Source organism: Streptomyces sp. NBC_00271 (genome assembly GCF_036178845.1).
GTDB lineage: Bacteria > Actinomycetota > Actinomycetes > Streptomycetales > Streptomycetaceae > Streptomyces.
Window position 1 is genome coordinate 8,727,482 of the sequence record NZ_CP108070.1, and the last position, 26,153, is coordinate 8,753,634.

Consider the following 26,153-nt stretch of genomic DNA (forward strand, 5'->3'; position numbering starts at 1 on the left):
CCCCGACCCCCCCGCTCGGGGCTGCGCCCCTGGTCCCCTGCTCGGGGCTGCGCCCCTGGTCCCCTGCCCGGGGCTGCGCCCCCGGGATCCCCGCTCGGGGCTGCGCCCCTGGGCCCCTGCCCGGGGTTGCGTTCCTGGCATCCCCGCTTGGGGTTGTGCCTAGGGCTCCCACTCGGGGCTGCGCCCCGGGCCCCCGCTGGGGGCTGTGCCCCTGGTCCCCTTTCCGGGGCCGCGCCCCCGGGACCCCAGCTTGGGGGTCCGAGTCCGAGTCGGTGGTGCCGCCGGGCGTGGCTTCTCCCGTGCGTATCGCGCGCCGCGAGGGGACCCGGCACGGCTGGCGCACAGGCAGGGGCATACCGTGAGGAGTCGAGTACGGGGACTTGAACGGGTCGGGAGCGAGGAGAACGGGATGGTCGGCAGCCGCACCGCGTTGGTCGAGGATCTGATGGAGCGGTTCCCGCACGTACCGCGGGAGGCCGTCTTCAAGGAGGACCTGCTCCGCGGAGGTGTGGCCTTCGACGAGTCGGCGCTCTCCGACAACGAGGACGGTGACGTCAAGCCGAAGTCGTACTTCATCTTCTCCTTCGACCACGGCACCCTGCCCGAGCTCGGCGAGGCCGCGCTGCGCCGCCCGCCCGAGGAGATCATCCTCACGGGCGGCCCGTACGACCTGCGGCGGACCGTGGTGTCCGTGCGGGTCAATCCCGCCTCGCCCTACCGCGTCGCCGCCGACGAGGAGGGGATGCTCGGGCTCTACCTCGACGGGAAGCGGATCGCCGACGTCGGCGTGCCGCCGATGCCCGAGTACTACCGGCACACGCTCTCCAACGGGAAGTCCGTGATGGAGGTCGCCCCCACCATCCAGTGGGGCTATCTCATCTACCTCACCGTCTTCCGGGTCTGCCAGTACTTCGGCGCCAAGGAGGAGTGCCAGTACTGCGACATCAACCACAACTGGCGCCAGCACAAGGCGGCGGGGCGCCCGTACACCGGGGTCAAGGACGTCGAGGAGGTCCTCGAAGCCCTGGAGATCATCGACCGGTACGACACGGCGAAGGCCTCCACCGCGTACACCCTCACCGGCGGCGCGATCACCTCGAAGCTGCAGGGGCGCGACGAGGCCGACTTCTACGGCCACTACGCCAAGGCCATCGAGGAGCGCTTCCCGGGGCGTTGGATCGGCAAGGTCGTCGCGCAGGCGCTGCCGCGCGACGACGTGCAGCGGTTCAAGGACTACGGCGTGCAGATCTACCACCCCAACTACGAGGTGTGGGACCGGCGGTTGTTCGAGCTGTACTGCCCGGGCAAGGAGCGTTATGTCGGCCGCGACGAGTGGCACAAGCGCATCCTTGACTCCGCGGAGGTCTTCGGCGCGCGCAACGTGATCCCCAACTTCGTTGCCGGCGTGGAGATGGCGGAGCCGTTCGGCTTCACGACCGTCGACGAGGCCATCGCCTCCACCACCGAGGGGCTGCGCTTCTTCATGTCGCACGGCATCACGCCCCGCTTCACCACCTGGTGCCCGGAGCCCACGACCCCGCTCGGCAAGGCCAACCCCCAGGGCGCGCCGCTGGAATACCACATCCGGCTGCTGGAGGCCTACCGTTCGACCATGGAGGACTTCGGGCTGTCCTCCCCGCCCGGATACGGTCCGCCCGGACCCGGCCACGCGGTCTTCTCGGTGAGCTCCTTCATGGACAGCCTCCCGGCGCGGGAACCCGCGGTGGCGGAAGCGGCCGAGCCGAAGCTTCCCTAGGACCTCTTAAAAGTCGACGACGATCGAGACGTATCGGCCTCCCTTCCGTATCACCTTCCATACGGCGGGAGGGAGGCTGCGCGCGCTCGGACGAACGGCGCCGCAACCGCTTGCCACGCTAATTGAATACGTCGCTTGTCAGTTGTGTGGAAAGCGTGAAAGGCTCGGGCCCCGTCGTTGAGACGGCCTCAACTCCCCTGTACAGAGGGTGAGTTGACGATCACGTTGTTCAGACGTTTCTAGACGTTGCACCTGGAAGCAGTTGATGCAGGAGCCCCCCATGCCCGACCTGCCGACCCCCCAGAACGCCGCCGAGGCCGCGCTGCTCTCGGAGTGCTGGGACGCGGTCCTGTCGTACGCCGATCTGTGCACGTCCGGTTCGGCCTCGGCCACGCTGCTGGCGACCGAGGCGTTCACGCACGGCATCGACGAACTGCGCGCCGCCACCGCGGCATCGAAGAGTACCGGTACCGGACGCCGGGCGCTCAGGCTGCCCCGCATTCCGCTGCTGCTGGCCTCCGTCCGTACCGTGGCCGCCGCCTGGGAGACGAACGGGCTCGGCCATCGGCTCGACCCCGATCTGCGCCTGTGGCTCCACTCCGACAAGGCCGCCCGCTACGTCGGACCGCCGCTGCACCGCCCGCTCGCGCTGCGCGGCCTCAGGGACATGCAGGAGCCGGACGCCGTTCTGCTGTGGCTGGCCGAGGTCGAGTCGCTGCCGATGTCCGCGGTGGCCCGGCGGCTCGGTCTCGATCCGGCGGCCGCGTCCTCCGAACTCGCCCAGGTGCGGGCGCTGTTCCGGGACCGCTGCCACCGCAACCACCTCGACACGCCGATGAACGCCTACTGCCGCAGCTATGCGCGGCTCCTCGACGCGGTCACCCGCTCACCCAGCGCCGAGACGCCCGAGGACCTCTCCCGGCACCTGGCGCGCTGCGTCGAGTGCGCGGAGGCCGCCGCCTGTCTGCGGCTGCATGGCGGCGGGCTGCCCGCGGCGCTCTCCAGCGGTGTGATCGGCTGGGGCGGCCTCGCGTATCTCGAGCGGCGACGCCGGGCCGCCGAGGCCGGCATGATCGGCGGACGCACGGACGTGGCGGTGGACACGGGGCTGAACGAGGGCAAGCCGGTCCGGCCCCGGATCGGCCGGACCGGGATCCTGGTCACGGCCGTCCTCGTGTCCGCACTGGCGCTCACGGTCTCGCTGATGCCCTTCGGCGGCTCGAAGGGTGATGACGCGAACGCCGCGCAGGGTGAGTCGACGGACGGGCAGTCCCTGGCGGACCCGGGCCCCTCCATTTCCTCGGGCTCGACGACGAAGTCGGGGTCGGGATCGGGGTCGGGGTCGGGGTCGGGGACGGCGGGCTCGCCCGCGGTGGCGGACTCGACCTCGCGTCCGGCGGGCAACTCAGATCAGGAGGCCCAGGGCGAGTCCTCGTCGCCCGCCGGGAAGCAGGGCGGGGTGACGAGTTCCCCGAAGAGCGCCGCGCCGGACTGCCGGGTGAAGTACGAGATCGTGAGCGAGTGGCCGGACGGCTTCCAGGCCACCGTCACCGTCACCTCCACCAAGGCCCTCGCCACTTGGAACCTCGGCTGGACCTTCAAGGACGGCCAGCGCGTGGGCCAGATGTGGGACGGCACCTTCACCCAGGACGACTCCCACGTCACGGCCACCGCCGCCGACTACAACAAGACCGTCGCCGCGAACGGCACCTTCACCTTCGGTTTCCTCGGTTCCTGGACCGGCTCCAACTCGGCCGCGCGCAACTTCACCCTCAACACGGCCAGTTGCCAGGCCGCCGGCTGAGCATCCGGCCGACCGGTATGACGCGCGAAGAGCCGGCATGACGCGCGAAAAGACGGTGTGACGCGCGAAGAACCGGACACCGTCCCCTCACCCCGCCACCACCTCCCCACCACCCCTCCGGCGGCGGAAACCTGATTTTCCGCCAAGTCCGCCGCCCTGGCCGGTTCCCCGTATCGACGGGGCCGGCCGCTCGGCGCCGGTCCTGACCTCAAGGTCGTCGGTGGGGACGGGAGTGGAGGCGGACGGTTCGACCGCGGTCACCGGTGGTGGGAGCGTCATGAGGGGACGGCACCCCCGGGCGACCCACCTGGCACTTCGCCACTTACCGACCAGTACGGTCGATCTGGCGTAATTCACTCGTCTCAATGCTTCGCTCTGCCACCATCAACGCCTCTGAAAAGTCAGGCGGCACGATTGCGGCGGGGGGCGTGGCCATGGGGCTGCTCGGCAATGAGCTGGCTTTCGCACGCGCTCTGACCCCTCAGGAGCGCGAGAGCGTGATGGCTCTCGGCAGCCGGAAGCATTACTCGGCCGATGCGCATCTTCTGACGGAGGGTGACCGGTCCAGTCACGTCCTGATCATCATTCGGGGCTGGGTGACCGTATCCGTGGCGACGGACCGGGGTGCCACGCGGCTGATACTCGGTCTGCGGGGTCCCGGTGAACTGCTCGGCGAGATGGCCGCCCTGGACCCGCATCCCCGCAGCGCCACCGTGCGCGCGCTGGGTCCGACCGAGACCCAGGTCATATCCGGGGACGCGTTCCGCCGGTTCCTCGCCCTGCACCCCCGCGTCAGCGGTCTGGTGATACGCCAGCTCACCTTCCGACTGCGCAGCGCCGACCAGGAGCGGTCCGCGCTCGCCTCGCTCACCGTGCTGCAACGGCTGGCCAGCCGGCTCACCGAACTGTCGAGAGCCGAGCCCTCCGGCCCCTACCATCCGGCCGTACCGGGCGGTGCCACGCACACGGGCACCGTCGTCCAACTGGCCCAGGACGAACTGGCCGCCACCATCGGAGCCACCCGGGAAGCCGTCGCCAAGGCACTGAAGCTGCTGCGTACCCAGCACGTCGTGCGTACCGGCAACCGGATGGTGGAGATTCTCGACCCCGAACTGCTCGCACTCCTCGCGGACGGTCATCAGGAGTAGACCCACGCCTTGTCGTAACCCACGCCTCGTCGTGTGTAAACGGCTACAGACGGCCTTCGTCCCCGGGCCCGACGCTGAGGGGGACAGCAAGTGGAAAGAACAAGGGGGCACGGGGTGGACCACGACGCGATGGATCTCACCGAAGCACGCTACGAGTTGGTGATCAGCGTCGACGCCCGGCGTTCCGGGGAATACGACGACGTCGACAAGCAGCGCATGCGCGAGCGGATCTACCGGGTGCTGGAGGCGGCCTTCACCCACGCCAAGGTGGCGCGGGACGCCGTACACATGGAGGACCGCGGCGACGGTGTGCTGCTGTCGGTGGTCGGCCGGATCGCGGTGACCCGGCTGCTCGGCCTGTGGATGGTCGAGGTGCACGAGAATCTGCGGGACGAGAACCGCGGCCTGCGTGTCCCCCTCGGGCTTCGGGTGGGCATGCACGTCGGGCCTGTCCGGCACGACGGCCGGGGCATCAGCGGGCGCGCCGTCGACCTCGCCTGCCGGCTGGCCGACTCGCCGCTTGCCCGGCGACTGCTGGACGCCGAGCGGGCCGACCTCGTGCTGGTGACCTCCCAGTCGCTCTACGAGGACGTGGTCAGCAGCGGCGGCAAGTTCATCGAGCCCGCGCACTACTCCTCCGCCCGCCTGGAGCTCAAGGAGGGCGAGGTCACCGCCTGGTTCCACCTTCCAGGCCGGCCCGCCCCCGAGATCCCCACCGCCGCACCGGCTGCACCTGACGCCGACCGTGCCGACGACGTCGAGGACGCCCGTGGTGCCGATGACGTCGAGGACGTCCGTGGTGCCGATGACGTCGAGGACGCCCTTGGCGTCGACGGCGAGGACCGCGCCGACGGTCCTGGCGCCCACTACACCGTCCACGGCGACATGTCGCAGCACAGCGACAACGTCTATCAGCAGCCCGTGCACATCGGGCGGATCACCGGCGACGCCGGCCGACGGAAGGGCTGATCGCAGTGACCGACGATCAGCAGGCGGCCGGCGGCGCCGAGCCCGCACCCCGCAAGGGGGCCGACGCCCGTGCGCCCGAGGCCGACGGGAAGGCCAGGAACGACCCGCCCCGTGCCGACGAGGGCAAGGCCGAAGGCGACGAGGCAGCCGCAGGGAACGACGCTCCGGAAGACGGCGACGCCAAGAAGGACCAGGGGAAGAAGCAGGACGAGGAACGCGAGCGCGCCGCAGGGCGGTTCAAGGAACACACCCGCGACCCGCTCGCCGAGGAGCAGGGCGAGGACGGGACCACCGACCTCGCCGCCGCCTCGCGGGCCCGCCGCGCCACCCGGATGCTGTTCGACACCGGCCGGGACCTCAACAGCTTCGACCGCTCGTACTTCCGGAGCGCCCACATCGGCGACATCCACCTGCGGATGGACGCCCGCCACTCCGGCGCGGGGATGCGCAGCGGACCCGTGCCCGACGAGGAACTGCGCAGGCTCCGCCGCGTCCATGTGGAACCGCAGGGATACGTACAGCTGCGCAACGCCCTCGGCGCTCGTCGGCTGCTGGTGCTCGGCGCCGCCCCCGGCACCGGACGCACCAGCACCGCGCTCTCGCTCCTCGACGAGGTCACCGGCCCCGCGGCGGACGCCACGGGCACGGAGCCCGGGGTCGGATCCCGGGTGCGCCGGGTCGATCCGGACGGTGGGGTGCGGAAGTTGGCGGGCTCCCTGGCCGGCGAGGGCGAGGAGGCGCGGCGCGGCACCGGGTACCTGCTGGAGCTCTCCCTCACCGGGGCCGGTGCCCTGCCCCCGGACGAGATGGACCTCGACGGGCTCGCCGCGGCCCTGGCCCGGTGCGAGTCGTACGCGGTGGTCGTCGTCACGGTCGGGTCGGCGGCCAACCCGCTGCTGGCCGGGCGGTACGGCAGACTCTGCCCTCCCGCACCCACCCAGGAACTGCTCACCACCCGGTTACGGGAACGGCTGGAGGAGCATGTCGCCGCCGCCCCGGACGGTGACGTCCGGCTGGAGGACCTGCTCGCCGGGGCGGAGGAACTGGCGGTCCGCCAGGACGTCACGGACGCGGTCGGACTGAAGGACCTGCGCCCCGCCGAGGCCGAGTTGCTCGCCTCGCTGCTGGCCGCACACCAACTGGGGGAGGTCTCCCGGGACGAACTGCTGGCCGGTTGCCGGAGCCTCGCCGCCGATCAGGCCCAGGAGTGGTTCGCCGGAGTGGACCGGGCGCTGACGGCGCCTCCCGCCGAGCCGGAGGGCGGCGCGGGCCGGCCGGGTACGGCGGCCCTGTTCCACCCGGTGGCGTTCCGTATCGCGCTCGCCGTACTGGGCGGCGCCTCGCACAGCGCCGTGGCCGCCGCCGCCCACCTGCTGACCTGGGAACTGTCCGTACAGTGCGATCCGGACCACACCCCGGCCCGCCCGCTGTTCTGCGACGACCCGGAAGCCGATCTCGCTCTCTCGCGCGCCGAACTGACCGACGGCCGGCTCGAGGTGGCCGGGACCGAGGTTCCGGCCCGGCTGATCTGGTACCGGGGATCCGCCCTGCCCTCCGCGGTGCTGACCGAGATCTGGGACCGGCACTTCCCCGTCCGGGCACCGATCGTGCGCTGGCTGCGGCTGCTCGCGGACGATCCCCGCCCCCAGGTGTGGATGCGCGCCGCCGTGGCCGCCGGGGAGCTGTGCGCACGGGACTTCGACCACGGATACGCGGAGCTGATCCGGCCGCTCGCCGAGGCTGCCACGCCCCGCCGGAGGATCTTCGCGGCCACCACGCTCGACCAGGCGGCCGGTCACGCCTCGCACCGCAAGGCGGTGCGCAAGCTGGTCGACGACTGGAGCAGGTACGGGACGAAGTCGCTGCGCTGGACCGCGGCGATGGCACTGGGTTACGGGAACGCCGCGGACACGACGGAGGACGCCCTGGACGCCCTGGCCCGGATCGGGGTCCGCGACGACGGGGAGCAGCTGGCGGTCGCCTCGTTCAACGCCGTACGGCTGCTGGCGCTCCCGGACGGTGCCAAGGTGCTGCGGCGGATGGCCGACTGGACCCACCACAAGCGCGCGGAGTACCAGGACCTCGGTCTGGTGACCACCGTCCGGCTCGCCGTGACCTCGGTGGACGAGGTGCTGTCCGACGAGCCCGACTCCCCGCTGGCCGACCGCGCCGACTGGCCTCTGCCACTCGCCCTCGCCGTCCCCCGCCCCGAACTCGTGCTGCCCATGGCCGACTTGATGTGGAGCACGCTGAACACGGCGCGCTCGAAGGACGTGGCCCTGGACGCGCTGGAGTCCCTGCTGCGTTCGGCGGTGCGCGGGGACGGCACCGAGGGGACCCGGCCGGGGCTGGCGGCGCTGCTGCCCGCGCTGGCGACCGAGGAGAACGACCGGCGGCGGCTGGACTGGCTGCTGCGCCGAATGATGAACGATCCGGAGGATCCGCTCCCCGACGCGCAGGCGCGAGCCCTGTGGTGGCTCGCCGTCCCGACGCGGGAGAGGACGGGCGAGGAGGACAGCCATGGCTGAGGACCAGGACGCGCGGGCGAAGGCGAGGGAGCGGCTGAGGGCGCGGAAGGCGGCCGCGGGGCCCGCGGGTCCCTTCCTGCGGGAGTACGCGCCGACGGGCGGGTTCCCGCAGGTGAGCGCCCAGAAGGCCTCGGTGCTGTTCTACCGCAACGGCGGCTACAGCGTGGTCACCGTCTCCGGTGTCCGCCATGTCGACAAGCGGGCGCTGGCCCGGCCGTACACCGTCTGCGAGATCGCGCTCGGCACCTATGTGACGACGCTTCAGATGGAGTTGCCCGCCGCGGGCGGGACGACCTTCTTCAAGGCCGAGGTGGACATCCACTGGACGGTGACCGATCCCCATCTGGCCGCCACCGAGGTCGTCACCGACGTCGCCCAGCGGCTCACCGCCCCGGTGCTGGAGCGGCTGCGCGAGGTGTCCTCGGCCTACCGGGTGACCCAGGCCGAACAGGCCGACCGCGCCATCACCCTGGAGTGCGCCGGCAGTCGCTGGGCCGAGCTGGGCACCGAACTCGGCATGCGGGTACGGCTGTACGTCCGCCTGCGGGTGGACGACCGGACGATCGAGCACATGGACGGCATCCGGGACGCGCACGCCTCGGCCGAGGTGACCCGGGTGCATCAGGCCGGCTTCCGCAAGATGCTGCAGGGCGGCGAGCTGGAACAGCTCAGCTACATGCTGGCGGCCGAGCCCGAGGCGGCCAAGGACTTCCTGGAGAAGATCCGCCAGGAGGGGCGGCAGGACGAGAAGGAACGGGTCGACCGGCTCTTCGCCATGGTCGCCAGCGGCCAGATCCAGTCCAACGACATGGAGACACAGGCCCTCAACCTCCTCAACCAGGGCCGCCACCCCCTCCAGGGCCCCATCGGCTCGCTGCCCGCCCGCCGCGAGACCCCGCAGTTGGCGCCGGCCGCCGACGAGCCGTTCACCCCGGACTGGGTGGCGGACGAACCGCCCTCCCGGGCGGACCGGGAACCACACGCGAGAGAGCCCTACCCGGGTGACCCCCAGGACGCCGAACCCGAACCGCCGCGCCGCCGCACACGCTCCCGGGACGACGGATGGTCCTGGGCGGAGGAGGACCGGTGACCGGCGACGGCCCGGTGCGCACCTCCTGCGACCCGGTCGGGCCCGTGCCGGACGGGGGTCCGCACGGGTCCGACCGGGGCGAGCGCATCGCCGAACGGCTGCTGAGCACGGTCAGGGAGGACCTCGGCCGGGCCGACGCGAAGGCGGCCGTACTGCTCTCGGGAACGCTGGCGCTGCCCGCGTTCCTGATCGGGCGGCACGGCCCGCCCGACTGGGGCGGGCTCGCCGACGTGACGCTGATCCTCGCGGGCGTGCTCTGGGTGGTCGCGGTGACCGCGCTGGTCGGGGCGCTCATGCCGCGCACCCGCACGGTCCGCGGCCGGGACGGGGTGACGTACTTCGGCGACCTGCTGGCCCCCCGCGACCTCGCGGGGCTGTCCGCCGACGTCACCGAGGCCGGACGCGACACCGCCGGATGGCTGCTCGTCCAGGCGGTGGACGTCAGCTCGATCCTGTCCGCCAAGTACCGGGCCATCCGTTGGGGAGTGGGCTCGCTCGCTCCTTCCACGGCGCTGGCGCTGGCCTGGAGCCTGACCGCCCGCTGACACGCGGCACAGCACGTACACGACACAGAGACGAACCAAGGAACCAGGGGGACGGCCGTGGAAAGCATCACGGGAAGACGGCAGACAGGAAGGGGCCGGGTGCGCCGCGCCGCGGTCGGCGCGCTCGGCGGCATGGCGGTGCTCGTGTCCCTGCTGGCACCCGCCGGTCATGATCCGGTGCCGGCGGCGGATTCCGAACCCGCCTTCCCGGCGGTCAACTACTCCATCGCCGTGGACGAGTCCGCCAGCCTCGCGCCCGAGGACATGAAGGCCGAGAAGGCCGCCGCCGCACGCATCGCGCTCGGCGACGTCTCCTCGTCCTCCCACGCCACCGTCTTCGGTTTCGCCGCCGCCGAGTCCGACGCCCAGCGCGCGGTGGACCCGGTCTGCCCGCGCACCACGCTGGACGCGGCGGGCCGCGAGACGATCGGCACCTGCGTCGGCAAGCTGCGCGGCCGCACGAAGAACGAGGGCACCGGCACCGACTTCCCGAGCGCGATACGCCAGGGAGTCCACGACCTCACCACGGGCACCGACCCCTCCCAGCCCCGCGTGCTGTTCCTCCTCACCGACGGAAAGCTGGACGTCCAGGACAGCCCCAAGTACGGCGACCCCGCGCACCGCAAGGACGAGGGCGAACGGCAGCTGACGCAGGAGCTCGAGAACGCCGCCGCCCAGCACGTACAGATCTGGCCGCTCGGCTTCGGACCCGACCCGGACAAGGCGCAGCTCGACCGGATCGCCGCCGGCGGATACCAGAAGGGCTGCGTCGAACTGCCCTCCGCCCGCCCGAGCGCGGGCAAGGTCTCCGGGGCCAAGGACGTCGGCCCCATGCTGGAGAAGATCTTCGCCGCCGCCCACTGCCTGCGCCACGAACAGGGCCCCAGCAAGCGGCCCCCCGCCACTTTGGAGATCGGCATCTCGCCGCTGGCGACCGTGGGCAGCATCGTCGTCGACAAGGGCGACCCCCAGGTGAAGATCACCTACCTCGACCCCAACGGCCACCAGGTCCCCACCACGGGGACGTACCGCAAGTCGGGTTTCGAGCTGGCGGGCGGCAGCGGCACCGTCGAGGCGCTGAAGATCGTCGATCCGGTGCCCGGCACCTGGCGCGTGAAGGCCGAGGCACCGGAGGGCCACCGCTCCGTGCCCGTCGCCGTCAGCGTGCTGTGGCAGGGCGAGTTGCGCGGCGCCATCACCATGGACCCACCGTCCCCGCAGGCCGGCGAGAAGGTCACGGTGACCATGCGCCTGCAGACCCGCGAGGGCTACGAGATCAAGGACGCGCGCGACTACGCAGGGTTGCGCGTCCGCAGTGAACTGACCGGCGACGGCTTCGAACCGCTGGCGCTGAGCCTCACCGACGACGGCCGGGGGCCCGACTCCAAGGCGAGCGACGGCTCCTTCACCGGTTCCGTGGAGATCCCCAAGAGCGCCGACGGGGCACTGAAGGTGAGCGGCACGCTGACGGCCTCGGGGCTGAGCGCCGACACCCGCAGCGAGGGCGGCCAGATCGCCCCCGGCGCACTGCCCGTCACCACCGCGCTCGAACTGCCCACCGCGGACACCCACCCCGGCTCCACGGTCACCGGCACGCTGGCCGTCCACAACACCAGCGACACCCCGCACACCCTGCGGCTGTCCGTCGCCGACCTCAAGTCCGGGCTGCTCACGGTCACTCCGGCCGAGATCCAGGTGAAGCCCGGCGAGTCCGGCACCCGGAAGGTCACGGTCGAGGTCGCCCCCCGCGACGTCTTCGGCGACCGCCTCGGCGACGGCGGACTGCAACTCGGCGGCACCGTCACCGTGGTCGACACCACCGACCACGACCGGACACTGGTGCGCACCCCGCTCTCGGTGCGGGTGACACCCGAGCCGGGTGTCTGGGCGAAGTACTGGTGGGCGTTCGTGTCCGCCGCCGCACTGATCGCGCTGGCCACCGTGGCGGTCCTCGCCTGGCTGCGCCAGCGCCGCACCCGCAGGGACCCGTTCGGCCTGGTGCTGCGGCTGGTCTCCGCGGAGGGCGATGTCCTCGGCGAGCACCTCGCCGGACACGGACACAAGCAGTGGTACGAGTTCGCCGTCGTCGAACCCCACCGCAGCCCGCGCATCGAACGGCGCGCCCACGGCCCGTACGCCGTCCAGCGCAGCCCCGAGGGCGGAGCGGTCCTGCGCAAGCGCGGCGGCGGCCGGACCCCGCTGGTCGCACGCGGCCAGGTCCAGTTGACCGACACGCTGAGCCTGGCCCTCGGTGAGGACACCCGCGCCTCGAAGGTCCGCCGACCCCGGACCTCCGCGCGGACGACCGCGGGCTCCACGACCTCCGCGACCGGTACCGGCGAGAGCGGGAGCTCGTACGGGTCGTACCTGTGACGCCATGGGCGGCCCGACGCGTCACCGGGCCGCCCCCGCGCACCGCACCGCGGCCCGGCCGCCGTGCCACGCGCACTGCACGGACGTACCGAGCACGAACCGGCCGCCGCGACGGCCGCAAGCGGGGAGGAAACCCATGAAGATCTTCCAGCCGATGCTCTTCGTCGGCCTGGGCGGCACCGGTGGCCTGGTCGGCGCCGAACTCGAACGCAAACTGCGCGCCGAGCTGTGCGGGCCGGACGGCGTCGCGCTCAGCCACCTCAGCGGACACGCCCCCTACCAGCTGCCCGACTGCCTCCAGTTCGTCTACGCGGACTACAGCGAGTCCGACCTCCAGCGGCTGCCCCAGTTCAACGTGGACCCCTCGCTGCGGGCCGCGTACTCCCGTACCTCCCGGGCCACCCACAACCTGCTGCCGAACTTCGACGCGTCACCCGAACTGACCAAGATGCTCAGGGCGAGCCTGCGCGACGAGGTCGCCGACTGGCTGCCGCCGCGCATCGACGAACCGAAGGTCACCCCGCTGCACAACGGCGCCGGCCAGCTGCCCACCGTCGGACGGGCCGCCCTGTTCGCCACGCTCCGGCACAGCCTCGCCCCGGTCCTCGAGCCGCTGCTCCAGGCGATCGACGCGATCGCCAAGTCGGCCGGTGAACTGGCCGAGCTCGGCGGCGGCAAGGTCAACGGCTGCGACGTGTTCGTCGCCTTCTCGGTGGCCGGAGGCACCGGCGCCGGGATCTTCCTCGACTATCTGCACCTGATCAACCACGCCTTCCAGCTGCGCCGCTTCGACGGGGTGAAGATCTACCCGCTGGTCGTGATGCCGTCCTCGTTCTCCTCGGCGGGCGGCGGCGGACGGGAGGCGGAGCTCAACGCGGCCCGCGCGCTGGTCGACCTGTTCCGGCTGGTCGACGCGCAGAACGCGCCGAGCGAGGGAACGGAGATCGGCGACCTGGACCTCGACTCCGGGCTCGGCATCCGCTACCCGGGCACGACACCGATCCGCCTGCGCACCGGCATCCTGCCCACGGCCTTCCTGTTCAGTCCGACCGCCGGCATCCGCCAGGACGACCTGCGCCGCTCCATCGTCTCCCTGGTGATGTCGCTGATCGGCACCGAACTGGGCGACAGCCGCCCCCGAGGCCGGGCGACGGCCACCGACGACGACTTCCAGACCTTCGCCGCGAGCTTCATCAACCGGGGCGTGCACCGCAGCGCCGTGTCCCCCACCGGCATCGGCCGGCAGGGCGTCTCCACCAGCCTGGTGGCGTCCATGACCGCCCCCATGGACCAACTGGCCGACCTGGTGGCGGGCCGGCTGCTGCGGGAGGCGGTCACCGACCTCGTGGAGCGGCCCCGTACCGCGCTGCGCGACAACGCGGTCCCACTGATCCGGCAGCTGTTCGCCGACTCCCACCTCGAAGAGCTGTGGGAGCGCAAGCAGTTGGACCTCCCGGAGCCCGATCCGCTGCCACGCGGCGGCAAGGCCATCGAGCAGGCGCTCGGCGAACGGCTCACGGACATGCAGCGGCTGCTGTCCGACCTCCAGTCCCTCGCCGACCGCCAGGCCGCCTCGATGGCCGACCGCTTCGCCCCGCGCCCCGCCATCGACAAACTCCTCCAGACCGTGGACCCCTTCCTCGCCGAACGCATCGTCAGAGGCGTCCCCGGCAGCGACGAACCGATCGCCCGGCTCGGCTTCCTCGGCATGCTCGACAGCCGCTCCCGCGCCCCCCAGCGCCCGTCGGGCGTGACCGATCAGCCGCCCAAGACCCCCAGGATCAAGGGTCGGCTGGCCGGCATGTCACCGGCCCGTTGGGGCGACGACGACGTGCAGGCGGCGCTCCAGGAGCAGGACCTCTGGTACCAGTGGCGCAGCCGGACCGTGTGGCACGAGGCCTGGCGGGAACAGCAGCAGCAGTGGCAGCCCCCGGCGGCCACCGCCGGGGCCGACCTCGGCCGCCTGGTCAACGCCTTCCGCAAACACTCCGACCAGGAACGCAAGATCTCCCAGCAGAAGGGCCTCGAACTGTACGAGGACCGCACCGGGATCTCGTATCTGCTGCCGCCGCAGCGCACCCTCAACCACTTCTACGAGGACGTGGTCACCCGCCTGATCCGCCGGGAGGGCATGCGCGAGAACGACGACGAGGCCGCGCTCCTGCTCAGGATGATCGACGGGGACACCTGGCGCGAGGTCCACACCCTCAGCCGTCGCAACCCGGACAACGCGGTCGCGGTCGTCAAGGCACAGCTGGAGGGCCGCATCACCCGGCTGTTCGCGGAGAGCGGCGAACACCTCGAGGAACGCCCGCTGCTGCCGGCCATGGGCACCCTGCTGGCCGCCGCGGCGGGCGACGCGGACGCAGCCGACCAGGTCAGCAAGGAGGCGCTCGACCTGTTCGGCCGCAAGCTGACCGGGCTGCTGCCGGTGGGCTTCACCCCGGAGGGCACCGGACCGCTGCGGGTCCTGGTCACCCACCCGCGCGTGCAGGCCGTGGAGGAGGTGCAGGAGTACCTCGGCAAGGCGCTGCGGCTGCCGTCCGACGCCAAGAACTCCGTGGAGTACCGCGGAGTGGAGAGCGACTCCGTCACCGTGGTCCTCTTCCGCAGCGAGATGAGCCTCACCCAGGTCCCCGAGGCCCGCAAGGTGCTGCGTCAGTGGGCCAGGGCGAAGGACTCCGAGCAGGCCCAGGACGTACTGCGCTGGCGGCAGCGGCTCGGCTACCGGGACAGCTGGATGGTCAGCAGCGAGGAGGACCGCCGCGTCATCCTGCACCGTCTGCTGTGCTGCATGTGGAACGGTCAGGTCGACGTGGTGGACGGAGACCCGGCGTCGCCGGCACGGCTGAGGCTGAGGCTGCACCCCGAGAAGGGCGCGCATGTGCCCGGTGTCCGGCTGCGCCTTGGGGACTTCCCCGGCGGGGTGTCGAGCTGGGCGGAGCTGCTGCGGTCGTACGAACGCTGGACCGTCCTCGACGACGAACGGACCGTGGAGGACTACTGCAGCCAACTGATGGGAGCTCAGCCGCTTGGTCTGGCCAGGAGCGCGAGCGAACCGCATCCGCTCTTCGTCGAACTCGTCGAGAAGACCGCCCCGCGTCAGCTGGAGCTGCTGGCCGAGCGCCGGGAGCGGGGCGGCGAGCGGGTCGAGGGATGGGTGCGCCCGCTGTGGGAGTTCTGGGCGAAGACACTGCCGGCCGCGCTGGACACCGAGTTCGGGGACCAGCGCGCCGTCCAGCCGACGCTGCGCACGCTGCTGGAGCATGTACGCGGCGGAACCCCCGCGCCGCGCGTCCGCAAGGAGTTCCCCGAACCCCGGCGTGCCGTGCCCGATGACGACGACTGGGGCACGGCACCGCGCGCCTCCTTCGACAAGTACCCGAGCGACACCGAGGAACGTCCGCGCCGCGCGTCCGTGGACGACTACGACGACGGGTACGACGCCGACCGCGCCGACCGGGGTGACCGCGTTGACAGGAGTGATCGGAGTGATCGCGGCGATCGGGGTGACCGCGTCAACGGGCGCTCCGGCGCCGCCGACCGGCCCTCGGTGCCCTGGGACGAGCCCGGTGACCCCGGCCCGTACGGCGACGACGGCGAGCGCGAACGCCCCCGCCGCAACCCCTGGGACGGTGACCCGGAGTGAAGACGTCCGAAGACCTCGGCACCGTCATCCAGCTGGACCTGCGCAGCGGCGCGGCGGAACTCGACACCGCCAAGGCCCTGCGGGCCGGTGTCGCCCGGCAGTTGGGCAGGGCCGGGCTGCCCGAACCCGACGACCCGCTGTTCCTGGTGGTCGACACCCCGGCCGGGCTGACCGACCACCAGCGGCAGTACGAACTGCTCACCGCCTACCGGGCCGTGGGCGAGGTCAGGATCCTGGTCCTGCTGGTGGGCAGCGCACCCGGTTCGTACGCGGGCGAGGACGAGGCCTTCCAGCCCGACCGGCGCCTGGTGCGGCCCGCGGTGCTGCGGGCCTCGGGCACCGCCCTGCTGTGGGCGGGCGATCTGCGCTCCGCGCGCACGGCGCTGGAACAGCCCGAACCCGACGCCCCGGAGGCGCTCGCCGTCCTGGTGGACGTGCTGTCGGTCCCGGACGTCTACCTGAAGGTCCTCGACGGCCTCGGGGCGCTGCCCGACGCCGTCGCCGCGCCCGGCGTGCGGCTGTTGGAGCAGGACCTGCCGCTCGAGGTGCGCGACCGGGCCTGGCGCGACGCGCTCCTCAGGTTCGCGGGCGAGGACACCGAACTCGCCCCCGACCTGCTGGTGACCGCCTCCTCCGGCGCCGATCTGCCGGAGCCGCTGCGGAGTCTGGTGGCGGGCCGGGGCGGCCGCGACCAACGGCACCGGGAGCCGGGCGGCGTGGCGGACAGCACGTACGCCGCCTGCGCACAGGCCCTCGACTACGCCGAGGACGCGCTGGCCGGACTGCGGTCCCTGCCCGGGCTGTTGTGGGCCTCCCGCAGGCAGGCGTTCGAGGCGGACCTCGACCAGGCGCACCAGGCGCTCGGCGAGTACCGGGACCTCGTCGGCACGGCCCTGCGCGGCGGCGGCTCCGGTACGGCGCCGTCCGCCGCCGAGACGGCGGCCAGGCTCGGGGCCCTCGGCCTGCGGGTGCCCTCGGCCGAGGGCATGGGGGAGCGGATCGGCGAGGGCCTGCGGGAGTTCGCCGGAAAGCTGCTGGGACAGGGACTCGCCCTGCGGTCCGTGGCCCAGCGCTTCACCGGGCTGGCCGGGCGGGTGGAGCCCGTACCGGGTTCGGCACTCGTGCGCAAACTCGCCGACCACTCCACCGAAGCGGTGTCCCGGCGCCCCGTGGGCAACGGCCCCGTGGCCACGGGGCGCGGCGCGCTGCCCGCGGCGGCCGTGGCGGGGCTGCTCGGGGCCCTGTGGCGGGGGCCCCTGGCGGCGCTGGCGATCGCCGTCCCGCTGGTGTTCGTCGCGGTGGCACTGCTCGGCGCGTCCAGGCTCCGGGGCGCGGGACGCCCGGCCCGCTGGGGCTGGGGTCCCCGGGCCGCGGCACTCGGTGGCGCCGCGGCCGGTGTGGCGGTGGCGTACGCGGTCGAGCCCCCGCTCTGGCTGAGCGCCGTCGGCCTCCTGGCGGGCCTCGGTGTCGCGGTGGAGACGGCACGCCGGCTGTGGCGCGCCGCGATCGACTCCTGGGCGGCCTTCCACGCCACCGCCGCGCTGCGCAAGGCCCTGGCCGGGCTCGACACGCTGCTGGCCGAGGCGGTCCGTGAACACTGGGCCGTCGAGGAGCGCCTGCACTGCGCCGACGCGGCCCGGTCCGTCGCCGGCATGCTGCGGGCGACGGCCGCCGCCGCGGCCGCCGAAGCGGTGCCCGAGCCCGAGCGGCCCACGGTCACCGGCGCGCCCGGTCCCGAGCCGCTCGACGCGGACGACTGGCTGACCAGTACCTCGGTCCTGGAGACGGACGCGTTCGCGGTGCCCGACGACGGGGACAGCGACTGGGCGAGCGCGTACGCCTGGCAGGACGGGGCTTCCTGGAGCGAGCCCGGCGAGCCCGACGCACGGGGTGAGTTCGCCAACTCCCCTGGGCCCGCCGACCCGTCGGCGGAGCGCACCGCGGGAGTTCCGCGCTGGCTGGACCGCGAGAGCGGCGAGGGCGGACCGGAGCTCGTCGCCGTCCTGGCCGGTGATCTGACGGACGCCGCCATGGTGGCGATGGAGCCCTACTGGGGTGCCGTCGAGCGCGGCCAGGCCGGCGCCCTCGCAGTCCGGCGCACCGAGGAACGGGTCCGCGACCTGCTCTCGACGGCCCGCCGCCACCTCCAGCACAACGGCGTACTGGCCCCGCCCCCGTTCGCCGCCGACCACCGCACCCGGGCCGGCTCGGCGAACCTGCTGGGCACCGACCCGCGCCGGGTGGCCGACCTGGTCGGCGCGGAGGCGGACCGGCAGGCCGTGGTCCAACTCTCCTCACCCGAGCAGGGAACGCTGCTCAGCCGGGACCCGGCGGCCGCGGTGTGGATCAGGTTCGCGCCGGAGGCCGTGCGCGACGAGGTCGAGAAGACCTGGCGGACCACCGGTTGCGTACCGCCGGAGCAGACGCTGTGGACCTCCTCGGGACGCTACGCCGGCCTGGTCCGGCTCACCCCGCTGCGGATGGGCGTGGTGGACACCGTCCGCTCCCGCCAGAACTCCTCGGCCGACGGGCTCGACCCGTACGACCGCGAGAACGCGTACGACCGTGAGGACGGCGACAACTGGTGACCCGCACCCCGCATCCCGGCCCGGCGCACCCGTACGACCGAGAGGACGGCAACCGCTGGTGACCAGCACCTCGCACCCCCACCTGACGGAGCCGGACGGTCCGCGCTGGAAGACGCTCGCGTTCACCGTCCCCTCGGGCCGGCGCCGGGTCGCCCCCGTCCGCTTCGGCCCCGAGTCCCGCCGCGATCCGCTGCTGCCCCAGCTGATCCGCAACGCACTGCTCGACGACGAGGGGCAGCAGTGCGTCCAGGTCCGCCTGAACGCCGCCGACGCGGCGAACCCGGCCGCGCGCGCCCTGCTCGACGCGGAGGCGGGCACCGCCCTGCACCTGCACCGGGCGCTCGACGACACGGAGTACACGGCTCTCTTCCCGAGGATCGTCGGCTACGACCTGGACGCGGCCGAGCCGTTCCTGCTGTACGCCGCGCCGCGCGGCGCCGCCCTCGCGCGTACCCATGTGATGTCCGCGACCGACCAACGGGTCCTCACCCGCGACCTGATGCTCGCCCTGTGCCTGCTGGACAGCCAGGAGCTGGTGCTGCGGGGCATCTCGCCCGCCACCGTGCTCTGGGACGGCGCCTCGGTCCAGCTCTGGGGACTGGAGGGGGCGGCCCGTACCGGAGGGCCGAGGACCCGGTGGGGCCGGGCGCCCTACTGCTCGCCCGAACAACGCAGGGGCGAGGGGCTCGTCGACTCCCGGGACGCGGTGTGGAGCGCCGCCCAGGTGCTCTACCAGCTGGTGACCGGCCGGCCAGGCCCCGGTGACGGGGCACCCACCGACCTCGGCGAACACCGGGTGCTCGCCGAGACGTTGCGGGGCGCCTTCGCCCCGCTGGCAGCCGACCGGCCGACCCCCGCCCACCTGCTCGACCTGCTGGCGCCGGGGGCCGCCCGGCGCGTCACGCTCACCGTGCCCGCCGACGAGACCCGCGCGCACCGGGAGGCGTTCGAGCAGGCGCTGCTCCTCAAACGGCAGGCACCCGTCACCCACCAGGGGCCCGGGACACCGGCCGGGCGCAGCAGCGACGGCCAGGTGCTGTGCCCGTACTGCCTGGAGCACATCCAGCTCGACCTCGCCCAGCTCTTCGTCACCGACAGCAGGATGCAGTACCAGCCGCTGGACGTCTCGACGATCGGCAACGCCCTGCGCCGCCAGGACGTCATGCGCGGTGCCGTCCAGAAGTGCACCGCGGACCGGGACTTCCCCGAGCATTACATCCCGGTGCCCTACCTCACCTACGGCCGCCCGCTGACCGTCGCGATGGTCGGCCAGTCGTCCACAGGCAAGAGCCATCTGCTGACCCAGATGATCGCGGAGATCACCGACGGCGGCCTGGAGCCGTTCGGCCTGAAGTGGCAGTCCGTCAACCCGGAGCAGCACGCGCGGTTCGTACGGGAACGGGTGCAGCCGCTGCGCAACGGCAAGGTCCTCGATCACACCGGCGCCCTCGGCCTGGACGGCTTCGCGCGTTTCGTGGAGTCCCTCCTCATCACCGACGCCCACGGGCAGGTACGTCCGGTCGCCTTCTTCGACCTCGGCGGCGAGGACCTCGTACGGACCGACGCCGCGCTGCGCTTCCTGCTCGGGATCGACGCCCTGATCTTCGTCGTCGACCCGGCGCTGGCCCTTCCGCTGCCCCATCTGGACCACGCCAGGGAACGCTGGGGTGTCGAGGTGAACCGGGACGGCGACCTCGCCTTCGGCACCGTCCTCGACCGGCTGCCGAAGAACGGACCGTATCTGGACGTGGCCGCCGCGATGGTGCTCGGCAAGGCGGACCTCCTGCGGTTCCAGCCGCCCGTCGACCGGTGGCTCGGCCGGGCACCGGCCACCTCCCTCGACCCCGAACGGACGCGTGAGGAGAGCCGGGACGTGTACGGGCTGCTGCGGCAGCACGCCGGTCCGGCCTGGCTGCGTCCCTTCGACGCGATCCGCCGGTGCACCCTGCATGTCGCGTCGGCCACCGGCGGCCAGGAGGACCAGGGCCGCTATCCGGCCGGGGCGGGGCCCCGGCGGGTGCTGGAGCCGCTGCTGGCGCTGCTGGCGTTGCACGGGATGGTCGAAGTGCCGGGCGGAGCCGAGGCGTTCGCCGTGGGAGAGGCGCCCGCGTTCGAGGCGGTGCCGTCGGCGAGGGCCGGACGGACCGGGGGAGCGGTGGGAGCCGTGGGATCCGTGCGAGGTGAGGCGAAGTGAGCGACTTCCAGGATCGAATGGGCGACTTCCAGGATCGCGGGAGTCCGGCCGCCCACGGGGAGCAGGCCGGCGCGCACGGGCCGGGCGGTGGCGGCGCCGGGGGCTCGGTGCACCAGGTCGTCTTCCGGTGGGACGGCAACCAGGGCCGCCAGGGCACCGGCATGAAGGCCGTCGCCCACTCCTGCCCGGCCGAACGCGCCGAGGAGCTGGGCCGGGAGCTGGGCCCGCTGCTGTGGGTGTCCGGTACGGCCGCCGCACGGCAGAGCGTCGTACGCACCCTGTCCCGCGACGGCGACGTCATGCTCGTCCAGCGCTGGCCCACCACCGACCGCGGCGGCCGGCCCAGCACGATCAGCCATGTCCTGATCGGTGCCCCCGGAACCCTGAAGACCCGCCAGTGCCTCGGCCTCTCCTACGGCGGCTGGGGCAGCCGGGAGTCCGCCGAGAAGGCCTCCGGACGCCTGCGCGTGATCGAGTGCGCGCAGCTCGACGCGATGGCGCGCAAGCGGCTCCCGGCCATGCTGGAGCTGCTGCCGGCGGTCAAGCACGCGCTGATCCTGGTCGCCGCGGAGTGGCTGCGCGATCCGGCGCAGCGGGTGTCGCTGCTCGCGGAGGAGAAGGGGCAGCCCGGCTGGCCGGACCAGGACACCGTGCCGGTGGCGTATCTGGGGCTGTTCCTGCTCTTCGGGCGCTGGCTGGGGCAGGAGTGGACGTTCGCCACCCACGACACGGTGGACACCCATCAGCTGCGTCTGACGTGCGTCCCGCACTGGGAGCCGGACGTGGGCGGGGCCGGTCCGCTGGCCCGGGTCACGGGCCGTCGGGTCACCCCCCGGTTCGAGCACAAGGCGGCCGCCCGACTGGTGGACCACCTCCTCGACCACCTCCTCGCGCACCCCGACGCCGCCGCCGGGGTGCCCCACCTGGTCGATGAGCTCGCCGGCGGCGCGGGGCTGGAGTGGGCGCGGCGGCGCGTCCTGCTGAACGAGATCCTCAGCACCGACCGCCGAACCGGCCCGCGCACCGACGCGACCGCACCCGCACCCGCGCCCCGCTCCGCGGAACCGGGCCCGGTCGGGGAGGGGGACGAGAGGGACGAGAGAGACGAGGGGGACGAGGACCGGGAACGGGCCGAGACGACGCCCCCGCCGCGGCCCCCGAAGCCGTACGCGTACCCCGCCCCGCACCTCGTCCCACACCCGGATGCGTGCTCGGACCCACACCCAGATCCGTACTCGGACCCGCATCCGGACTCGTACGCCGACCCGTATCCGGACACCTACGCGGCCCCGGCATCCGAGGTTTCTCCCCCCATGGCCCCTCCGCGGCCGCTGCGAACGCCGGTCCAGGCGCCGGTCCGGACTCCCGCCCACGAGGCGTACGGGCTTCACGAGGACCTCCGTGACCATCGGCGCGGGAACCACATGCAACGCAGCCTTTTGGCGGCGCGTCTGCGCACCCTGCCCGACGAGTTGCTCCTGGGCGAGCTGCGCTCCGCCGATCTGCCACCGGAGTCCGTGGAACTCCTGCTCGACGAGCTGGGGAACGATCACCGTGTCCAGGAGCGCGGACCGGAGATGCGGCACGACCTGTGCGCGGAGGTGCTGCACAACGGCCTGTACTTCACGCCGTACGGACAGGGTCCAGAACCCGTGTCCAGGACGGCCATGGTCACGCGGGCTGCCGACCTCTTCACCTGGGCCGTCGCCCCGCTGGCCCGGGAGGAACGCTATCTGCGCGATCTGCGTGAGTTGCTCCACCGCATGACCCGGGACAGTCACCCCACCGGGGGCAACTGGCTCCGCCAGAGCATCATCGCCCCGGCGAACGGCCAGGTCCCCGACCTGCCGCCGGTCCTGTGGCAGCAGATCCTGCGCGACGTGCTCAGCCGGGGCGAGCGAGCCCCCTCCGCCCCGCAGCCGCCCTACACCGTCCCGGCCCCCACGACGGCCCCGGAACCCTCTTCCACCCCGCCGAGACCCCCTACCCTCACGTCCCGGCTCTCCGACCTGACGAACAACCCGGGCTGTGTGATGGGAGTCGGCTTCGCCGTGATCGCCGTGCTCATCACCATCGTCCTGATCGCTCTATGAAGCCGGGTGTGCACAAGTGTGTCCAGGCTACGGAAACGCCACATCGTGCTCGCGTTCGCACCCGTCGTGCTGGAGGTGCAGTCGGCGCAGGTCCTGCAGGGCGGCGACGGGAAACGGGTGCTCGACCCACTTCGTCAGATAGCCGTCCTCACCGTGGAGCCGAAGCACGGATTGAGCGGCCTCCATGACGACGTGCCCGAGGAGGCTGCGGGTCTGCGTGGAGGTCCAGGAGGGTGTGCCTTCCCGGTCGGGCGCATCGAAGCTCGTGGACATGTCGGGAAACCGATGGATCGCGATGTCGACGTCCGCGCCCCTGCTGCGGAGGACCCACCTCGCTTCGGCCGGTTCGAGGTCGAAGGAGAAGCGTTGGACGGCGAAGGTGCCGTAGAGACCTGCGACACCATGGAGCAGGTCGGCCAGGGCATCGGTGCAGTAGCTGGCGAAGCCCTGCCACTCCGAAGAACTGTCCGCGATGCGGCAGGTCGCCCAACCGGTGCCGCTCAGCTCCCAACCGAACCGGAGATCAATCGTCATCCCGCCCCTCCCGGTGATCGTCCCCGGAGACGGTACAGCGGAGGGATGCCGCCGGTCGCGCTCGTGCCGCCGCTCTCGGCGGGTGGGCGCGCCCCTGGGCAATCATGGGTTAGGGGTGGGCCATGGCCGCTCGGGATCACCAGTGCTAGAAAGGTCACATGGCGAATCGTTTCGCCGGTTTTCGACGCTTTTCACTCAGGCCACTGATCAGCAGGAGCCCGCGAAGCGTAGCCGGGCAGGTGTTCGTTCTTCAGGTGGCTCTGATCGTGCTGCTCGTGGCCTGCGGTGTGTTCGCGCTTGCCCTGCAGTCGGAGCGGGACACCACCGCCGAGGCCAAGCGCCGCTCCGTAGCCACGGCGGAGACCTTCGCGCACGCTCCCGGGGTCGTGGCGGCACTGCGGACCCCCGACCCGAGCAAGATCCTCCAGCCGGCCACCGAGGCGGCCCGCAAGGCCGCCGGGGTCGACTTCATCGTGGTCATGAACACCAAGGGCATCCGCTACACCCACCCCATACCGAGCCTGATCGGAAAGCGGTTCGTGGGCACCATCGGGCCGTCGCTGGCGGGGAAGATCTACACGGAGAGCGTGCACGGCCCGCTCGGCCACGAGGTGCAGGCCACCGTCCCCATCAAGGACACCGGGGACAAGGTGGTGGGCCTGGTGTCGGCCGGTCTCAAGGTCAAGAACGTGACCAGTGAGGTGAACCGGCAACTACCGATCATCCTGGGCGCCGGGGCCGGGGCACTCGTGGTGTCCACCGGGGTGACGGCACTGGTGGTCAGGCGGCTGCGACGGCAGACCCACAGCCTGGCCCCGGACGAGATGACCCGCATGTACGACCACCACGACACGGTGCTGCACTCCGTACGCGAAGGAGTGCTCATCGTCGCCGGCGACGGGCGGCTGCTGCTGGCGAACGACGAGGCCAGACGGCTGCTGGAGCTGCCCCCCGACGCCGAGGGACGACCCGTGTCGCAGCTGTCGAACCTTGAACCCGAGATGGTGGAGCTGCTCGTCTCCGGGCGCGAGGCCACCGACGAGGTGCACTTCGCCGGGGAGCGGCTGCTCGCCGTCAACCAGCGGCCCACGGGGCGCGACGGAGGCATCGAGGGAACGGTGGTGACGCTGCGCGACTCCACCGAGCTCCAGGCGGTCACCGGCAGGGCGGAGGTCGCACGGGAGCGGCTCAAGCTGCTGTACGACGCCGGACTCGGCGTCGGCACCACCCTGGACGTGCGGCGCACCGCCGACGAGCTGGCGCGGGTCGCCGTCCCCCGCTTCGCCGACTTCGTCACGGTCGACCTGGCAGACGCCGTGCTGCACGGCGAGGAGCCGGCCACCACGGCGACGGACCTGCGACGCATCGCCGTGTGCGGCCTCCGGAACGACCATCCGCTCTACGAAAGGGGCCGACTGATCGACTTCGTGCCCTCCACGCCCCAGGCGCGCGGCTACGGCAGCGGCCGCTCCGAACTGGTGACCGACCTGTCGACCGCCGTGGGCTGGCACGCGCAGGACCCGGAGCGCACCAAGGCGATCATCGACTACGGCATCCACTCCCTCATCGCCGCCCCGATCCAGGCCGGCGGTGTCGTGCTGGGCGTGGCCAACTTCTGGCGCGCCAAGCAGCACGGGCCCTTCGACGAGGAGGAGCTGTCGCTGGCGGAGGAACTGGTGGCCCGTGCCGCGGTCAGCATCGACAACGCCCGCCGCTACACCCGCGAGCACGCGCTGGCGGTCACCCTCCAGCGCAGCCTGCTGCCGCGGGCCCTGCCCGAGCAGAGCGCCCTCGACGTCGGCTACCGCTACCTGCCCGCCCAGTCGGGTGTGAGCGGGGACTGGTTCGACGTGATTCCCCTGCCGGGGAGCCGGGTGGCGCTGGCCGTCGGCGACGTGGTCGGCCATGGCCTGCACGCCGCCGCCACGATGGGGCGGCTGCGGACCGCGGTGCACAACTTCTCCACCCTCGATCTGCCCCCCGACGAGCTGCTGAGCCATCTGGACGACCTGGTCGGCCGGATCGACCAGGACGAGCGGGACACGGATGCCGCCGCGGGCGTCGTGGGCGCCACCTGCCTGTACGCGATCTACGACCCCGTGACACGCCGCTGCGTCATGGCACGTGCGGGGCACCTGGCGCCCGCGCTCGTCGACCCCGACGGAACCGTCACCTTCGTGGACGTGCCGACCGGACCTCCCCTGGGCCTGGGCGGCCTGCCGTTCCAGACCGCCGAACTGGACATCCCGGAGGGCGCCCAGCTCGTCCTGTACACCGACGGCCTCATCGAGGACCGCAGGCGCGACCTGGACGTGGGCATGGAACTGCTCCGCGACGCACTGGCGGGGCACCCCGACCGGTCGCCCGAGGAGAGCTGCCAGGCCGTGCTGGACGAACTGCTGCCGGGGCGTCCCAAGGACGACGTCGCCCTGCTCATCGCCCGCACCCAGGGGCTGCCGTCCGACCGGATCGCCGACTGGGACGTGCCGCTCGACCCGGCGGCCGTCGCCGGGATGCGCGAGACCGTGTCCCAGAAGCTCGACGAGTGGGGCCTGTCCGAGCTCGGCTTCAGCATGGAGCTCATCCTGAGCGAGCTCATCACCAACGCCATCCGCTACGGCTCCGAGCCGATCCACGTACGGCTGATCCACGACCGTACGCTCATCTGCGAGGTGGCCGACAGCAGCAGCACCTCGCCGCATCTGCGGTACGCGGCGACGATGGACGAGGGAGGCCGGGGCCTGTTCCTGGTGTCGCAGATGGCCGAGCGCTGGGGCACCCGGTACACCCCCCAGGGCAAGGTGATCTGGGCCGAACAGGCACTGCCGCGGATCACCGGGCAGCCCGGCCCGGGATCGCTCTCGGGTGCGCGGTAATTCGAT

The 26,153-nt window shown here is 72.4% G+C and carries 14 protein-coding genes; 13 read left to right on the forward strand and 1 reads right to left on the reverse strand.

Features of this window, described 5'->3' with window-relative positions:
• The first annotated feature begins 409 nt into the window (after positions 1–409).
• From OG798_RS39480 to OG798_RS39535, 12 genes are all read left to right on the forward strand, one after another.
• Positions 410–1,756 carry a radical SAM protein gene (locus OG798_RS39480; RefSeq protein WP_095851964.1) on the forward strand — a complete coding sequence of 449 codons (1,347 nt, stop codon included), beginning with the start codon at positions 410–412 and terminating at the stop codon, positions 1,754–1,756.
• Positions 1,757–2,036: 280 nt separating this feature from the next.
• On the forward strand, positions 2,037–3,560 hold the full coding sequence (locus OG798_RS39485) for a cellulose binding domain-containing protein (RefSeq protein WP_121414683.1): 1,524 nt from the start codon (positions 2,037–2,039) through the stop codon (positions 3,558–3,560).
• 434 nt (positions 3,561–3,994) lie between these two features.
• On the forward strand, positions 3,995–4,708 hold the full coding sequence (locus tag OG798_RS39490) for a Crp/Fnr family transcriptional regulator (RefSeq protein ID WP_121414682.1): 714 nt from the start codon (positions 3,995–3,997) through the stop codon (positions 4,706–4,708).
• A gap of 114 nt (positions 4,709–4,822) precedes the next feature.
• Entirely contained in the window at positions 4,823–5,677 is an 855-nt protein-coding gene (locus OG798_RS39495; RefSeq protein ID WP_328758557.1) for a hypothetical protein, read from the forward strand.
• Between the two features lie 5 nt (positions 5,678–5,682).
• Entirely contained in the window at positions 5,683–8,205 is a 2,523-nt protein-coding gene (locus tag OG798_RS39500) for a hypothetical protein (protein WP_121414680.1), read from the forward strand.
• Positions 8,198–9,295, forward strand: a complete 1,098-nt coding sequence (locus tag OG798_RS39505) for a hypothetical protein (protein ID WP_328758559.1) — start codon at positions 8,198–8,200, stop codon at positions 9,293–9,295. Before OG798_RS39500 ends, OG798_RS39505 begins: the two co-directional genes overlap by 8 nt.
• On the forward strand, positions 9,292–9,840 hold the full coding sequence (locus tag OG798_RS39510) for a Pycsar system effector family protein (RefSeq protein WP_097224446.1): 549 nt from the start codon (positions 9,292–9,294) through the stop codon (positions 9,838–9,840). The genes OG798_RS39505 and OG798_RS39510 overlap by 4 nt, the downstream gene beginning before the upstream one ends.
• 99 nt (positions 9,841–9,939) lie before the next feature.
• A complete protein-coding gene (locus tag OG798_RS39515; RefSeq protein ID WP_328758560.1) occupies positions 9,940–12,213 on the forward strand; it encodes a VWA domain-containing protein in 2,274 nt (757 codons plus the stop codon).
• 136 nt (positions 12,214–12,349) lie between these two features.
• The gene (locus OG798_RS39520) at positions 12,350–15,862 is read left to right on the forward strand and encodes a tubulin-like doman-containing protein (protein WP_328758561.1); all 3,513 of its coding nucleotides are present in this window, start codon (positions 12,350–12,352) and stop codon (positions 15,860–15,862) included.
• Positions 15,859–18,450, forward strand: coding sequence for a hypothetical protein (locus tag OG798_RS39525; RefSeq protein WP_097224443.1), 2,592 nt, complete (start codon positions 15,859–15,861; stop codon positions 18,448–18,450). Before OG798_RS39520 ends, OG798_RS39525 begins: the two co-directional genes overlap by 4 nt.
• 58 nt (positions 18,451–18,508) lie before the next feature.
• The gene (locus OG798_RS39530) at positions 18,509–20,644 is read left to right on the forward strand and encodes a hypothetical protein (protein ID WP_257037502.1); all 2,136 of its coding nucleotides are present in this window, start codon (positions 18,509–18,511) and stop codon (positions 20,642–20,644) included.
• Positions 20,641–22,737 (forward strand): hypothetical protein, encoded by a 2,097-nt coding sequence (locus OG798_RS39535; RefSeq protein WP_147474154.1) that lies wholly within the window; start codon positions 20,641–20,643, stop codon positions 22,735–22,737. Before OG798_RS39530 ends, OG798_RS39535 begins: the two co-directional genes overlap by 4 nt.
• A gap of 27 nt (positions 22,738–22,764) precedes the next feature.
• Here the strand turns inward: OG798_RS39535 and OG798_RS39540 are convergent, their stop codons facing one another.
• Positions 22,765–23,271 (reverse strand): hypothetical protein, encoded by a 507-nt coding sequence (locus OG798_RS39540; protein WP_121414676.1) that lies wholly within the window; start codon positions 23,269–23,271, stop codon positions 22,765–22,767.
• Positions 23,272–23,429: 158 nt separating this feature from the next.
• Between OG798_RS39540 and OG798_RS39545 the strand changes: the two genes are divergently transcribed.
• Positions 23,430–26,147, forward strand: a complete 2,718-nt coding sequence (locus OG798_RS39545; protein ID WP_267063117.1) for a SpoIIE family protein phosphatase — start codon at positions 23,430–23,432, stop codon at positions 26,145–26,147.
• Positions 26,148–26,153 lie beyond the last annotated feature (6 nt).

Excerpts from the sequence above, each read along its gene's own strand:
- OG798_RS39480 (WP_095851964.1), top strand. The coding sequence starts at position 410 with ATGGTCGGCAGCCGCACCGCGTTGGTCGAGGATCTGATGGAGCGGTTC.
- OG798_RS39485 (WP_121414683.1), top strand. The coding sequence starts at position 2,037 with ATGCCCGACCTGCCGACCCCCCAGAACGCCGCCGAGGCCGCGCTGCTC.
- OG798_RS39490 (WP_121414682.1), top strand. The coding sequence starts at position 3,995 with ATGGGGCTGCTCGGCAATGAGCTGGCTTTCGCACGCGCTCTGACCCCT.
- OG798_RS39505 (WP_328758559.1), top strand. The coding sequence starts at position 8,198 with ATGGCTGAGGACCAGGACGCGCGGGCGAAGGCGAGGGAGCGGCTGAGG.
- OG798_RS39520 (WP_328758561.1), top strand. The coding sequence starts at position 12,350 with ATGAAGATCTTCCAGCCGATGCTCTTCGTCGGCCTGGGCGGCACCGGT.
- OG798_RS39540 (WP_121414676.1), bottom strand. The coding sequence starts at position 23,271 with ATGACGATTGATCTCCGGTTCGGTTGGGAGCTGAGCGGCACCGGTTGG.
- OG798_RS39545 (WP_267063117.1), top strand. The coding sequence starts at position 23,430 with ATGGCGAATCGTTTCGCCGGTTTTCGACGCTTTTCACTCAGGCCACTG.